This window comes from Pseudomonas fungipugnans, assembly GCF_029955235.1.
Lineage (GTDB): Bacteria > Pseudomonadota > Gammaproteobacteria > Pseudomonadales > Pseudomonadaceae > Aquipseudomonas > Aquipseudomonas fungipugnans.
Map to the genome: position 1 here is coordinate 742,606 of NZ_JARBWL010000002.1, position 13,968 is coordinate 756,573.

General features: G+C 60.0%; 13 protein-coding genes and 1 pseudogene. 2 read left to right on the top strand and 12 right to left on the bottom strand.

Annotation, left to right across the window (positions count from 1 at the left end):
• Positions 1-17 precede the first annotated feature (17 nt).
• Positions 18-614, top strand: coding sequence for a helix-turn-helix transcriptional regulator (locus POF45_RS18320; RefSeq protein ID WP_282316328.1), 597 nt, complete (start codon positions 18-20; stop codon positions 612-614).
• Entirely contained in the window at positions 607-1,479 is an 873-nt protein-coding gene (locus tag POF45_RS18325) for a queuosine precursor transporter (RefSeq protein ID WP_282316329.1), read from the top strand. The genes POF45_RS18320 and POF45_RS18325 overlap by 8 nt, the downstream gene beginning before the upstream one ends.
• Before the next feature lie 63 nt (positions 1,480-1,542).
• Here POF45_RS18325 and queC read toward each other — a convergent pair whose 3' ends face one another.
• The 12 genes and pseudogenes from queC to POF45_RS18385 all read right to left on the bottom strand — a co-directional run bounded on the left by queC (position 1,543) and on the right by POF45_RS18385 (position 13,852).
• Positions 1,543-2,235 (bottom strand): 7-cyano-7-deazaguanine synthase QueC, encoded by a 693-nt coding sequence (gene queC / locus POF45_RS18330; RefSeq protein WP_282316330.1) that lies wholly within the window; start codon positions 2,233-2,235, stop codon positions 1,543-1,545.
• Positions 2,236-2,462: 227 nt separating this feature from the next.
• Positions 2,463-3,422: pseudogene (locus tag POF45_RS18335) on the bottom strand (S-type pyocin domain-containing protein); the annotation flags it as partial.
• Between the two features lie 250 nt (positions 3,423-3,672).
• Positions 3,673-4,899: a beta-ketoacyl-ACP synthase gene (locus POF45_RS18340; protein ID WP_282316331.1), complete on the bottom strand. Its 1,227-nt coding sequence runs from the start codon at positions 4,897-4,899 to the stop codon at positions 3,673-3,675.
• Positions 4,899-5,627 carry a 3-oxoacyl-ACP reductase FabG gene (fabG, locus tag POF45_RS18345; RefSeq protein WP_282316332.1) on the bottom strand — a complete coding sequence of 243 codons (729 nt, stop codon included), beginning with the start codon at positions 5,625-5,627 and terminating at the stop codon, positions 4,899-4,901. The genes POF45_RS18340 and fabG overlap by 1 nt, the downstream gene beginning before the upstream one ends.
• Positions 5,627-6,085 (bottom strand): hotdog family protein, encoded by a 459-nt coding sequence (locus POF45_RS18350; protein WP_282316333.1) that lies wholly within the window; start codon positions 6,083-6,085, stop codon positions 5,627-5,629. The genes fabG and POF45_RS18350 overlap by 1 nt, the downstream gene beginning before the upstream one ends.
• Positions 6,082-7,278: a beta-ketoacyl-[acyl-carrier-protein] synthase family protein gene (locus POF45_RS18355; protein WP_259498602.1), complete on the bottom strand. Its 1,197-nt coding sequence runs from the start codon at positions 7,276-7,278 to the stop codon at positions 6,082-6,084. The genes POF45_RS18350 and POF45_RS18355 overlap by 4 nt, the downstream gene beginning before the upstream one ends.
• Complete coding sequence (locus POF45_RS18360) at positions 7,275-7,739, bottom strand: hypothetical protein (protein ID WP_282316334.1); 465 nt, start codon at positions 7,737-7,739, stop codon at positions 7,275-7,277. Before POF45_RS18360 ends, POF45_RS18355 begins: the two co-directional genes overlap by 4 nt.
• An 86-nt stretch (positions 7,740-7,825) precedes the next feature.
• Positions 7,826-8,551: a class I SAM-dependent methyltransferase gene (locus POF45_RS18365; protein WP_282316335.1), complete on the bottom strand. Its 726-nt coding sequence runs from the start codon at positions 8,549-8,551 to the stop codon at positions 7,826-7,828.
• A complete protein-coding gene (locus POF45_RS18370; protein WP_282316336.1) occupies positions 8,548-9,795 on the bottom strand; it encodes an NAD(P)/FAD-dependent oxidoreductase in 1,248 nt (415 codons plus the stop codon). The genes POF45_RS18365 and POF45_RS18370 overlap by 4 nt, the downstream gene beginning before the upstream one ends.
• Positions 9,782-10,942, bottom strand: coding sequence for a sodium:proton antiporter (locus POF45_RS18375; protein ID WP_282316337.1), 1,161 nt, complete (start codon positions 10,940-10,942; stop codon positions 9,782-9,784). The genes POF45_RS18370 and POF45_RS18375 overlap by 14 nt, the downstream gene beginning before the upstream one ends.
• Complete coding sequence (locus POF45_RS18380) at positions 10,939-13,278, bottom strand: MMPL family transporter (protein WP_282316338.1); 2,340 nt, start codon at positions 13,276-13,278, stop codon at positions 10,939-10,941. The genes POF45_RS18375 and POF45_RS18380 overlap by 4 nt, the downstream gene beginning before the upstream one ends.
• The gene (locus POF45_RS18385; protein WP_310810907.1) at positions 13,262-13,852 is read right to left on the bottom strand and encodes an outer membrane lipoprotein carrier protein LolA; all 591 of its coding nucleotides are present in this window, start codon (positions 13,850-13,852) and stop codon (positions 13,262-13,264) included. The genes POF45_RS18380 and POF45_RS18385 overlap by 17 nt, the downstream gene beginning before the upstream one ends.
• Positions 13,853-13,968: the final 116 nt, after the last annotated feature.

Here is a 13,968-nt window from a genome sequence, read left to right on the forward strand (position 1 = left end):
CGAATGGTAAATGTTTAATGTTCAAGCGAGAAAAGACTGAAAGGTTAAAAAGTAATATTAAGTATTTGATAAAAAGTCGCGGTGAGACGCAGCTGTCTTTGTGCAATGCCAGTGGTTTGACCAGGACGACTATCTATAACATTCTGGAAGGACGGGTTGTCAATGTTCAGCAATCCACTATCCGCAAGATTTCTGACTTCTTTGGCGTTTCTTATAAGGAGATAGAAACTGTTGATCTTGAGGAAAGGGACGTTATAGAAAGTAGTGTGTCTTTGCAAGGCAACATGAATCCGGCGGCGGTGCCGATAATAAAAGAGAGTTTACTTATTCAGAGTCTTGATAAGAGAATTGGCGAATTAGCCGCAACACATCCACTGACATACTATTTCGGTACAGCTTGTAATCTGATCGGGGTGCTTCTGGAACACGAGATTAGTGGCGTGAATGAGTCCGGCGATCTGCTAATAGTCAAGAAGGGTTTATCGAGTAGCGACAAAGAAAAGCTGGTGTACGACAAAATAACGAAAAAGCTGTTTATAACCAGTAACCCCTGCTGTTGCTCTGATGTCGTTCTTGTTGTCGGGGATGTACTGGAGGAGAGGTTCAATGGATAATCTTTTGGAAAATAGCAGGTATAAATTATTAGGGTTCGAAAATAACAAAGGCCTTGCCGTTATCATGATTGTGTCTACGGGCAAGGTCACTAAAGTTAAGCTGGATGACTTATTGAAAAGTGAAATTGTCGACGATTTAAGCAGGTCAGAAATAAAATCTGTCTATAGGAAGTTTTATTCTGGCGGGGCGGCACTGACAGCGTATGAAATAAATGATCGGCATGAACGGTCGTGGATGATTTATGTTGCTCTCAATCTTCTGCTTTTTGCGCTGTATATTTTCACGAATGTAGCTGCGACAAAACTTGTATATGTGGAATATTTTGATGTTGTTGTCACTCCCGGAGTTTTTCTGTATCCGCTGACATTTTTGATAGTCGATATGCTAAATGAATTTTACGGGCTCAGACTTGCAAGGAGAGCGATATTTTTTGCCTTTGCAAGTAATGCCCTTATTACGGTTTTGCTGAGCGCAACTAGCTATCTACCAGGTTTGTCAGGTTGGAAACTTGATATGCCGTATAGCGAAGTCATGAGTCATGTGTCATCCGTGTTGGTGGCATCCTCAGTGTCTTTTGTTTTTTCTGAGTATGTAAACTCTTATTTGTTGAGTAAGATAAAGGAGCTCACGAGTTCTAGGTTTCTATTTTTGCGAGTATTTTTAAGTACGTTTTTCGCAGTGATAATAGATAGCTTCATTTTTTGTTTTATTGCTTTTTACGGAACGATGACGAATGCCGAAATACTTGGTATAGTTTATGTTCAGATTGTTATAAAAATGTGTTTCGCAATTTTTAATATTTTGCCTGCTTACGGGGCCAGGTCATTATTCAAACGTTACGTATCTGGAGCCCAAGTCGTATAAGGTGAGGGGAGCGAATAAGCTCCCCTTCTATTTCTATTTCTATTTCTATTTCTATTTCTATTTCTATTTCAGCTTGTCTTTCAGTCCCTCCATAACTACTGATTTGTTCTCAAGAAACTCATTCAGCCCTTTCGCTCGAAGATTGCACGCGTCACAGTCGCCGCACCCACTGCCTTTTATTCCGTTATAGCAAGTCAGTGTCTGGTGCTGAATCAATTCGAGTTTTCCGTGGTATTCGGCCAAGGCCCAGGTTTCTGCCTTGTTTAACCACATAAGTGGCGTTTCAATCCGTAGCTTATAGTCCATGCCCAGTTCAATGGCGTTATGTAGCGCTTTGACAAACTCATCCCGGCAATCAGGGTAGCCAGAGAAATCTGTTTCGCAGACACCCGTGATGACAGTCTCGGCCTGAACTTGATAGGCATAGATGGACGCCAGGGTTAAAAACAGAATATTTCTACCCGGTACGAAAGTGCTTGGCAGGCCGTTGCCAGAGCTACTTGCGGTGGGTACCGGAATGTTGTCGCGTGTCAAACTGCTGATCGCCAGCTCATTCAACAACGTAGTGTCCAGCACCTTATGCGCCGTCACGCCCAGCTCTTTCGCAAGCCGCTGCGCCACCTCGATTTCCGCCCGATGGCGCTGGCCGTAATCGAACGTAATACAGTGGATCTCATCATAGTGCGGCAACGCATGGATCAAGCAGGTGGTGGAGTCCTGCCCGCCGCTGAAAACGATAACTGCCTTTTTAGTCATGGTCCGTTCTTCCTTGTGATGCCCGACGTGTCTCGGGGCATTGACCCTAGCTCGAAGCCCAATGTCTGGCTGTGGGACGTTTCTGAAATTGGCTACTCCGCTTTCCGTTTGTGTCTATTCGTTGCTTTCATCGGTTCCCATGATGCGTTGGAGCAACCGGACCAACTCCTCTTCCGTGCAGTCTGGAACGCAGTCTCTCAAAGTCATGGCCGGTCTTTCCTATGAATTTCTTCATACCGGACATTGAGCACAACATAGATCGGCGCAAGCCCCGTCTCCGCCGCAAACCAGATAATCGCATCCTGATACTCGGGCGGATACTGCGGATTCACCAGTACCTTGTCGGCCTGCCCGGTCGGCGGATAGACCCACACCTTCGGCAGTGGCGGCGCGCCCTCAAGAGCGGGGATTTTCGGGATGTCGTCCGGGTTCGCGGCGGGTGTCCAGGTCAGGCCGATGCCATTACCGAGGTCGGCGACAAACTGCTCGCCCACTTTTCCGGCCTTGATGACGGGGACAAACTCCCAGCCTTTTTTGCCACCGGTGTAGAAGCCGTACGCGTTGACGGTGCCGTCGGGCAACGTCTTCACATTGATGCGCACACGGGTTCGACCCGCCTCAAGCGCAGCGTACTGTTCGTGGGTATACAAGGCGCTGTCGGGAGACAGGCTGGCGTTGGGCATCAGCAATGCGACGGTGCCGACCGCCGTACCTGCTGCACCCGCTGCCGAGCCGGATAGCTGCGTCAGGGCAAGTGAGCCGCCGAGGCGTTGGGCAATGGCGTGACCCGTTGCCGACCCCGCGACCAGGTGCAGGGAGCTGCCTTGCGCAGCAATAGCGCTTGCGGTGCCAAGCACCGCCCACATGCCGTAGTTGGCCAATTGCTCGAGGGGGATGAAACCGGCGGGGTTGTTGTGGTTGATGACGCCGTCAGGGAGGTTGCAGCTTTTGGCGAACACGCAGCCAACGCTCGCCAGTGGTTGTTTCTTTTCGCGTGAGCCAAAACGGTCGTCTTCACACGCCTGCTGGCGGGCGAGTAGGCCGTCGCAGTGGTTGTGTCTGGCCTTGCGCCGGGCCAGTTCGGTCGGGGTCATGTCTCGCAGATAGCGAATGCGGCTGACAGCTGGGGTGCCGCCGTCGCCTTCGGTGTATTCCCGGATCTGTGGGATGTCCTTGTCGCGCGCCATGGCAGTCCTTGTTCGCCTTTGGGGAGGACTTCGAACGTAACCGGGAGTTGCGGGGGCTGGCGTTAGGACGTTTCCGAGAAGTGCCGCTGAAATTTCCTATTTCTGGTTGTTGCTGGCGGGATAAGACCAAGAACCGTTAATCCCCGTAGGAGCCGCCGCAGGCTGCGATCTTTTGACTTTGATTTTCTGAAAACCAGATCAAAAGATCGCAAGCTTCGCCAGCTCCTACTGGGATTGTGTGTACGAAGCCTTACGACCAGCGCCGAAAGATCAGCGACGTATTTACCCCGCCGAACGCGAAGTTGTTGTTCATCACGTACTGGCTGCTCATCTGCCGGAACTCGCCGCGCAGGTAGTCGAGTTTGCCACAGTGCGGATCGACCTCGTCGAGGTTGAAGGTGTGGGCGTACAAGTCGCTATTCATCATTTCGATGCTGAACCAGGACTCCAGTGCACCGCACGCGCCGAGGGTGTGGCCGAGGAAGCTCTTCTGCGAGCTGATCGGCATGTGTTCGCCGAACAGCGCGCTGGTGGCCAGGGTTTCGGCGATGTCGCCCTGTTCGGTGGCGGTGCCGTGGCCGTTCACGTAGCCGATGGCCGACGGTTCGAGGCCGGCGTCTTCCAGCGCCAGTTTCATGGCCCTGCGCATGGTCGTCTGCTCGGGGCGGGTGGTGTGTTGGCCGTCGGCGTTGCTGCCGAAGCCGACGATCTCGGCATGGATGTGCGCGCCGCGTGCCAGGGCGTGCTCGAGTTCTTCGAGTACCAGCATGCCGCCGCCTTCACCGATTACCAGGCCGTCGCGGCCCTTGTCATACGGGCGCGGGCTGGTTTGGGGGGCGTCGTTTTTCAGGCTGGTGGCGTAGAGCGCGTCGAACACCATGGCTTCGGTAGGGCACAGTTCTTCGGCGCCGCCGGCGAGCATCAGCGGCAGGCGCCCGAACTTGATCGACTCATAGGCGTAACCGATGCCCTGGCTGCCACTGGTGCAGGCGCTGGAGGTCGGGATCAGCCGGCCGGTGAGGCCGAAGAAGATGCTGATATTGGCCGCCGTGGTGTGCGGCATCATGCGCACGTAGGAGTTGGCGTTCAGGCCCTCGGCCACCGAGTTGAGCAGCATGTTGCCGAACGCCTTGATCTCGTCGGTGCTGCCGGTGGACGAGCCGCAGGCCACGCCCATACGCCCGTCCTTGATTGATTCGTCGCCCAGCAATCCGGCGTCGGCCAACGCTCGTTCAGCCGCGCCCACCGCCAGCCGCGAAACGCGACCCATGCTGCGCAGTTGCTTGCGGGTCCAGTGGCTTGGGACTTTGAAGTCATCGATGGGCCCGGCGAGGCGCGTGTTGAGTTCGCTGAAGCGATCCCACTCGTCCATGCGCCGGATGCCGCTGCGGTTGGCCGCGAAGTTGCCGGCGATGGTCTCCCAGTCGCTGCCCAGTGAGGTGATGCCGGCCATGCCGGTGACGACGACGCGCTTCATCAGCACAGGCCTCCGTTGACTGCCAGGACCTGGCGGGTGATGTAGGCGGCTTCCGCCGACATCAGGAAATTCACCGCACCGGCCACCTCTTCAGGTGTGCCCATGCGTTGTGCGGGGATCATTTTCATCAGTTCTTCCACCGGCACGTTTTCGTCCAGCATCGCGGTGTCGATCAGGCCGGGGGCGACGCAATTGACGGTGATCTTGCGCTTGCCCAGTTCGATGGCCAGCGCTTTCGCCGCGCCGATCAATCCGGCCTTGGACGCGCTGTAGTTGACCTGGCCGCGATTGCCGATCAGCCCGGAAACAGACGTGATGCAGACAATCCGCCCGGCGGCGCGACGACGAATCATCGGCATCATCACCGGGTGCAGCACGTTGTAGAAACCGTCGAGGTTGGTGCGCATTACCACGTCCCAATCGTCTTCGCTCAAGGCTGGAAACGCCCCGTCGCGAGTCAGGCCGGCATTGAGCACCACGCCGTAATAGGCGCCATGGGCTTCGACGTCGGCTTCGAGAATGGCTTTGCAACTGGCGCGGTCGGACACGTCGAATTGCAGCACGCGGGCATTGCGGCCCAGGGCTTCGACTTCGGCTTTTACCGCTTCGGCTTCGGCCAGACCGCTGCGGCAATGCAGCACGATGTCGTGGCCGGCCTGCGCCAGACGCAGCGCAATGGCGCGGCCAATGCCACGGCTGGAGCCGGTGACCAGTACGGATTCAGTCATCACTCGACTCCTTGGGATTCTTGAAGATATTGCGCCGCTTCGGGCGGGCGGTACACGTTCAGACGAGCGGTGGCATGAATGCCGGGGGCGTTGATGTGGCATTCGAACACGCCCATGCCGCTGTCGTCTTCCAGCGAGCGCAGGCCGTGGATGGTCAGCTCGGTGCCGACCGGAAAGTGTTCCACGTTGCATTCGAATTTGCGGGTGCCGAGCAGAAAGCCCAACTCCACCGCATCGCCGCGGGAGCGGGCATGGCAACCGGCGTAGGCGGCAACGCTCTGGGCCATCAGTTCGATGCCGACCCAGGCCGGCAGGCTGCCGTCAGCGCGGTTGAACAGGCCACCGGGTTTGACGGTGAGGCGGGTGTGAATCTGCTCGTCATCGAACGACAGGATCTGCTCGATGAGGATCATGTCGCCAGCGTGGGGCAGCAGTTCGGCGAGCGGCCAGGCAATCATGGGGCGTCTCCGATAATCAGGCTGACGTTGTTGCCACCAAAGGCAAAGGAATTGCTCATCAGGTAGCGGGGTGCAATGGACGCCAGGCGGGTGGCCGGGGTCACCCATTCCAGCGGCGGCAGGTCGGGGTCGGGCTGGCCGTCCCAGACGTGGGGTGGCAGGGCGTGACCGGTGTTGTCCGCGCACAGGCTCAGCCAGCAGAACGCCGCTTCCAGCGCACCGGCGGCACCGAGGGTGTGGCCGGTCATGGGTTTGGTCGAGGAGCAGGGCACGCCGTCCGGGAACAGCGTGGCCACCGCCAGGCTTTCCATGGCGTCGTTGTGTTGGGTGGCGGTGCCGTGCAGGTTCAGGTAGCCGATTTGCGTCGGTTGCAGGGCGGCGCGGCTCAGGGCTTTGCGCATCGCTTGCAGGGCGCCCCGGCCACTCGGCTCCGGCGCGGAAATGTGATGCGCATCGGAACTGGCGCCGCTGCCGAGCAGGGCAATCGGCTGTGCGTCACCGGCAGTTTTGCTCATCAGGAACAGCACCGCTGCTTCGCCGATGTTGATGCCGTTACGGTTGGCGGAAAATGGATTGCAGCGTTGTTCGGACACCGCTTCCAGCGCCGAAAAACCGTTCAGCGTCAGCTTGCACAAACTGTCGACGCCGCCGCACAGCACGGCATCGCACAGCCCCAGGTCGAGCAGGCGCTGGGCGCTCATCAAGGCTCGGGCGCTGGAAGTGCACGCGGTGGAAATCACATAGGCCGGGCCGCTCAGTTGCAGCCAGTCGGCGAGGAAGTTGGCCGGCGCGCCGAGTTCCTGTTGCTGATAGTCGTAATCTGCAGGGAACTGCTGTTCGCGAATGTAATGCGCCAGGCCGCGACTGGCTTCATCGATGCCCGAGGTGCTGGTGCCCAATACGATGCCGATACGACCGGCGCCATAGGTGCTGATCGCCTGATCGATGTCAGCGCGAATTTGCAGCGCCGCTTCCAGCAACAGCTGATTGTTGCGGCTGGCTTGCCCGGCGAGGTGTGCCGGGATCGACGCCAGTTCACCGTGTACCGCCGCAACTGGCAATACGCGATCCGGCACCCAGCCAGATTCGTTGCGCATGCCGCTGCAGTCACCGGCAAACAGATTCTGCGCGACTTCGCTTTTGCCGCGCCCGAGCGAGCAGATCACCCCCAGGGCGTTCAAATAGGCGGTCATGGCGCGTCACCGCTCAGCGGCGAGACGTGATAGTTCGGGCCTTGGGGCAGATCCAATTCAAAGCTCAGCGGCTGCGCGTAGCGCACATTCCAGCGCGCGGGCAGCGAGCGCTGCGCACCCTGCTGTTGCGCGGCGCGATAGTTGCCGTGCAGTTCGCCAGCAGGCGTCAGGGCGAACAGCAGCGCGGCAAACAATTCACGGGCCTCGGGATTGGGCGGCAACAGGCCATCGGCCTGCCACTGACCGTCGATCAGTTTCTGCCGGGCCACGGGAATCCCCAGCGGGTCCATCATCGACCAGCGAATGCCCGGGCCTTCGCGCTGGATGACCAGCAGCCAGTCCTGACGCTGATCCGCCATCAAGCGCTGGATGTGCAATTGCAACGGCAGTGCCAGTGTCGGGCTGTGCTCGGGCAACGGCGCGCGGCTGGCGCAGGCGCTTAGCAACAAAACACAAGCCATCAACACAAACCGCAGCCCTGCCGAAAACCCTGTGGGAGCAAGCTCGCTCCCACAGGTGCTTCCACAGGTTTGAATTGCGCTAGACATCAAACACCACCCTCAAGCGGCTTGCGCGCCACCACGTTGACCAGGGTTTCTTCCCGCTGGCCAAAAGGCTTTGGCTTGCGCAGGCCAAAGCGCTCCAGCAGGCCGAAATCCCTGGCGCGGCTCCACCACAGGTACGGATAAGACACGTTCTGTGGACTGAACACGAAACCCTGCTGGCGAATCATTTCCAGGTACCCGGCAGCACTCTTCTGCACATGCATCGGGTGGCGAAACAGCCAGCGAATCACCCATGTATCAATGTAGGCCTCGGTGGACTCGGCGAACAGCAGATAACCACCGGGCTTGAGCACCCGATAGAACTCGGCCAGTGCCCGGTCCTGTTCCACCAGATGATGGAACGTCTGGTGGCAGAACAGCAGATCGACGCTGGCATCCGGCACGTTGAGCGTCGCGCAGTCGCTGCCGATCAGTTCCACGCTCATGCCTTGGCGAGTCGCTTCTTCAGCGCTCAGTTCGAGGCTGTGCGGATCGGCATCGACGCCGATCAAACGCTCGGGCGCAAACGTCTGGCGCAAGTACTGGAACGACTTGCCCTGGCCGCAACCGGCATCCAGTAACACCGGATTGTTCGGCAACGGCGCGCTGAACAAACTACGCAAATCGTTGATCGCCACGCGCAACACATGGTGCTGCCAGGTGTGGCTGCGCAGGAACCAGAAACCGAATCTGGTTTCTTCGACGTAGTTGTCGCTCAAGTAACTCATGTGGCATCCCTTGCACAGATTTCTGAAATCACCTTCAGGCGCCGCTTGGCTTCGCTGACGAACGGGTTGCGCTCGTCCCAGGCGTAACCGGCCAGGATCGAGGCGATCATGCGGCGAATGTCCGGGGAGCTGCCAGGGTGGTAGATCACGTCCTGGAACGTCCCGGCGTACCAGCCTTCGACGTAGGCGCGGAACGTGTCGACGCCGCGCTTCAGCGGCTCGGCGAACTCGGTTTGCCAGTCAACGCTTTCGCCCAGCAACTGACGGTGCAGCACGCCAGCGGCCATGCTCGCCGAACGCATGGCGATGGTCACGCCGGAGGAGAACACCGGGTCGAGAAATTCCGCGGCGTTGCCAAGCAAGGCGAAGCCCGGCCCGTGCAGGGTTTTGACGTTGGCCGAGTAGCCGCCGATGGTCCGTGCAGGCGTATCCCACACGGCGTTGTTCAGCACACCGGCCAGGCTCGGGGTTTCGTCGATGAAGCTGCGCAGACACTCGTCCAGATCGTCACTGCGACCTTCGAAATGCTCCGCTGCCGCGACCACGCCCACCGAGCAACGCCCGTTGCTGAACGGGATGGTCCAGAACCAGATATCGCGTTGGGTCGGGTGCGTGGTAACGAGGATCTTGGTGCGGTCGAATTTCGGGCTGTCGATATGGTCTTCGACGTGGGTGAACACCGCCTGACGCACCGGAAAATTCGACGGCGCTTCCAGGTCCAGCAAGCGCGGCAGCACTCGGCCGTAGCCGCTGGCGTCGAGCACGAAATCGGCCTCGATGCGGTACTCGCTGCCATCCTCGCGCAGCACGTTCAGCTGCGGTTTCGGCAGGTTGAAATCAGCGCTGACGATGGCTTCGCCGTAGCGCAATTCCACGCCTTGCAACGCGGCCTGATCGGCCAGCAGTTTGTCGAAGTCGGCGCGCAGGACCTGGAAGGTGGTCGGCTTGCCCTGGCTGAAGGTGTCACCGAAATCGAAGGCACTGTACTGATCACCCCAGGCGAATGCGGCGCCGGTTTTCAGCTGGAATCCGGCGGCATTTACCGCGTCCAGCATGCCGGCTTCCTCGACGAAATCCAGGCAGTGGGACAGCAGGCTTTCGCCGATAGAGAACCGTGGGAAATGCTGGCGTTCGACCACTAGCACATCGTGTCCCTTGCGCTTGAGCAGCGCGGCGGCGATGGCGCCCGAAGGCCCGGCACCGATGACCAGCACCTGACGACGTTCCATTTCAACGATTGACACGGGTACTCCTTACCGGGACAGCAATATTCAGGGGGCTTCGGTGCATGCCGGCCAATGCCGGCAGCAAGGTCGCGATCAGGCCCATCAGCATCAGCGCGAAGTACAGCGCTGGGCTGATGAGTAGTTGTTGCAGCAGCAGGTTGAGAAAGACGATTTCGCTCAAGCCGCGAATGTTCAACAGAATGCTTTCGCGCCAGCGACTGGCGCCGTCAAACGATGCGCCTGCCCAGCCGAGGCCGAGCCAGTTGCCGAGCAATTTGCTGGCGATCGGCAACAGCAGCAGGGCGGCCAGTTGCAGCCAGCCGAGGCTGGCCATGGCGGCGTGGACATCGATTTGCACGATGCCGAACGTGAGGATCAGCGGGATGGCGATCCAGGTCTGCAAACGCGTCATCCACTGTGCTGACAACGGCAACACCAGCGGCACTTTCAACGCGGCCATGCACAGCAAATAACCGATGCCGAAAATCAGCGCGTTGAGCTTGAAGTGCTCGGCCAGTACCAGCAGCGCGAAGAAGCAACCGCTGTGCAGCAACGGCTGCCGCAAGCCGAGTAGGCGCAGCAGTATCGGCAAGCACACACCGGCCAATGGCAGCAGCAGACTGCTCAGGTGCAGGCTGCCTTGGGCGAAGCCGAACAGCGTCCAGCAGGTGAGGTCGATGAGGATCGCGGTCTGCACCAGACGCCGCGTGGCAGCCGGTGGATAATTGATATGGCGCAAGTACAAATACAGCACCGGAATCGCAGTGATGGCGAACACCAGCCCCACGGCCAGTGAACTGATCCACGGTTGCGGCGGCAACAGCCAGACGGCCGTCCCCAGGCCGCAAGCGAACGGAATGCAGAAACTCGGCAGGGCGATCTTCAGGCTCTGGCGGTCCAGCCGCAGGTCGATCACGTCACTGAGAATGTGCCCCAGCAGCAAGGCGAAGCTCAGGCTGTAGAGGTTTTTCAGCCACACCGGCGCGATCAGCACCGCGCCGCTGAGTTGCCAGCCGGGCTCGATCCAGAAGTACATCAGCAGCGGCAGGCCGAAGGTCGCCAGCAGCAACTGACTGACAATCGGGATCAGGCCGAAATGCCGCCCGACACGGGTCGCCACGGCGAACAGCGCCACGGCCATGATCCAGAACAGCGCGACCATCATGCTGCCGGCTCCGCGACTGGCGCGGCATGAACATGCTTGCCGGCCCACGGCGCCAGCAAAAAGCTGAACGCCAGGCCGAGGCTCACCGACAGCCCGAAGTTACTCACTGCCGGCGTGCTGGACACCGCCAGCAAACCGAACGAGAGCCAGGTGGTCAGCGCCGCCAGCAAGGTGCCCAGCAGGCTCACGGCGGCGCCGCCGACCTGCTCGCGCATAAGGATCGCGTAATCGACGCTGATGGCCGTCACCAGCAGCAGGCCGAACAGACTGAACAGCGTCAGCGGCTGACCCAGCCAGCCAAGGCTCGCCAGACTGCACAGCGCCGCCAGCAGCGGCAGCGCGACGATGCGCACCGCACCGCCGAGGCCGAAGGGCAGGATCAGCACCAGCACGATCAGCACGCAGGAGGCGAGTTTCAGTTCCGCCGCGCTGATTTGCGTGGCGGCAAACACATTGTTCAGTTCGCCGAGGCGATCCACCAGTTGCACACCCGGCAAATCCAGGGCCTGAACCCGCAGCAGCGCCGGGTTGTTCAGGCCTTGCAGGCTGACCATTGCGGCCACGCCGTCATCGGTCTTGCCCAACCACAGCGGGCGATAAGGCTCGGCCAATGGTCCGGCCAGCGCGGCGTCGATGTCCTCGTCAGGCAGTGCCTGCAATGTCGCCAACTCGGCTTGCAGCGCTTCGACCGGCACGCCAACGTCCAGCAGCGGCTGCCAGAACAGCGGCAGCTTGTTCAACGCTTCGCGCACTTGTTGCTGTTCGCTGGGTTGGCTGACCAATTGGTTGAGCGACAAAAAGCCCTGGAGTTTGTCGAGATTGACCAACTGCTCCAGACGTTCGCTGAGGGCGTTCTGGCGTTCCAGCAACTGCTGCTGATTGGCCGCCCGGATCAGGAAGAACTGGCTGGTGGGCTGGTAGCCGGTGATGCGTGCGATGGCCTGGGCTTCGGCGGTCAATTGCGCCGGCATGCCGACCCATTGGCGAATGTCGTTTTTGCTGTTGAGCTGCAACACGCCGCCCAGGCAGAAGGCAATCAGCAGTGCCAGCAGTACCGGGGTGCTGGCGCGTTTGAGCAGCGCCTGGCGCAGCGTCACCAGAAACTCGCAGACCCGCAGCGGCCATTGCGCCGGGCGCAGGTCCAGGCCCTTGAGCAGCGCCGGCAGCAGGCACACGGCGGACAGATAGGCGCCGAGCAGACCGGCGGCGGAGAACACGGCGATCTGGGTCAGCGCCGGGAATGGCGTCCAGGCCAGCGCCAGGTAACCGATGCAACTGGTGATCAGGCTCAGGGTCAGCCCCGGCAGGGTCAGGCGCAGGGCCGGCCAGCTGTGCCAGGGCTTGAGGCTCCAGCTCTTGGACAGATAATGCAGCGGGTAATCCACCGCGACGCCGATCAGGCTCGACCCCAGCACCAGCGTCATCACATGCATATGGCCGAACAGCGCCACACAGGCCACCGCGCCGAACAGCATGCCGACCAGCACCGGTACGAACGCCAGCAACACCCGCCAGCGTCGGAAGGCCAGCAACAGCAGCAACAGGATGCCCAGTGTGGCGCCGCCGCCGACCCAGGTCATTTCCCGGGTGGCTTGTTGCTGACCATTGGCGGCGTAGAGCAAGCCGCTGGCGGCCAGCAGTTGCACGTCCGTTTGCGCCGCTTCTTCGCGGCTGTGCTTGAGCAGGGCGGCCACTTGCAGTGGCAGGTTCATGTCGAAGGCGTTGCCGGTGGTGCGCGCCCGCAGCAGCACCCAACTCTTGCCGTCGGCGTCGGCAACCAGCGCGCCGCTGCCGATGTCCAGTTGCACCGCGCCGTGTTGCGGCTGGCTGTTCTGGATACGTCCGGTCAGGCCCAGCCAGTCGTCCTGGCTCGGCACCAGACTGAAACCGGTAAACGGGTCGAACAGCGCTTGCACCCGTTGCTGGATGAACGCGCCGGGGTGTTCAATCAATTGCTGGCGATCCGCGTCACCGAGCATTGCCAGTCGGCCTTGCAGCAGTTGCGTGCGCAGTGCCGGCAAGTCGGCCTGGAGGTTCCACTGGACCTTCTCGAACAAGCCGCTGGCCTGCCATTCATCGCCCAGTTTTTGCGCCATGGCGATGGCTCGCTGGCGATCGGCGTGGCCGACCAGCACCAGCATTTCGCGGTTCAGCGGTTCTTGCATGCGTTGTTCGGCGCGCAGTTCCAGCGCGTCCGGTGCCGTGCCAGGCACCAGTTCCATCAGGTTGGCCGACAGCGGTGCGCCGTCACGCCATTGCCAGCCGGCGAGCGCGAGCACCGCCAGCAGCAGGATCAGAAACAGCCGTGGGAGCATCCGTTCACTCGGCAAAGTCATGTTGCTCCGCGTCGCTCAATGGCTGGGTGGCGGTGCTGTCGCGCATACGCAGCACGGTGCTGTCGCCCTGGGTTTCCAGCAGTTCGATGCTCTGCACCAACTCGCCGCCGTCGATGTTGATTTGATTGAATACCTGCTTGAGCAGCAGTGAACGCGGGGTCAGGGTCAGCTTCCAGTGTTGTGCGTCGCCGGAAAGACTCAGCTCGAAGTCCCGTTGCAGGCCGCTGCTGTCGCCTTGCAGCACCGCAAGAAACAAGCGGTTCTGCTCGGCCCCGGCGCTCTTGTTCGGCAGCATCTGCCAGCCGCTGGCGTCACGCCGGGCGATACCCTTGGCGCTGATGCGGTAATCCTGTTGCAGCGGGGTTTTCAACAGCCACAGCAGACCGTGGTTTTTTGCCAGCACGAACGTGCCTTTGCTGGTCAGCGGTTGCGGCAGGGCGCGCAGGTGTTTTTCCTGGATGAAGTTGCCGTGGATCACATCGGGCTTGGCCAGTTGATCGCTGAGTTGTTGCAGGTCGAAGGCCTGCGCGAGCGATGGCAGCCCTAGTAGCGCCAACACGGTCAGGCACGTGATCGCTGAAAAACGTGGCGAGCGAGCTTGCTCGCGCTGGGCTGCGAAGCGGCCCCAAAAACTTGCCAACCATTGCCCTGATTGTGAGTGCTGCGCACTCAAGCGCGAGCAAGCTCGCT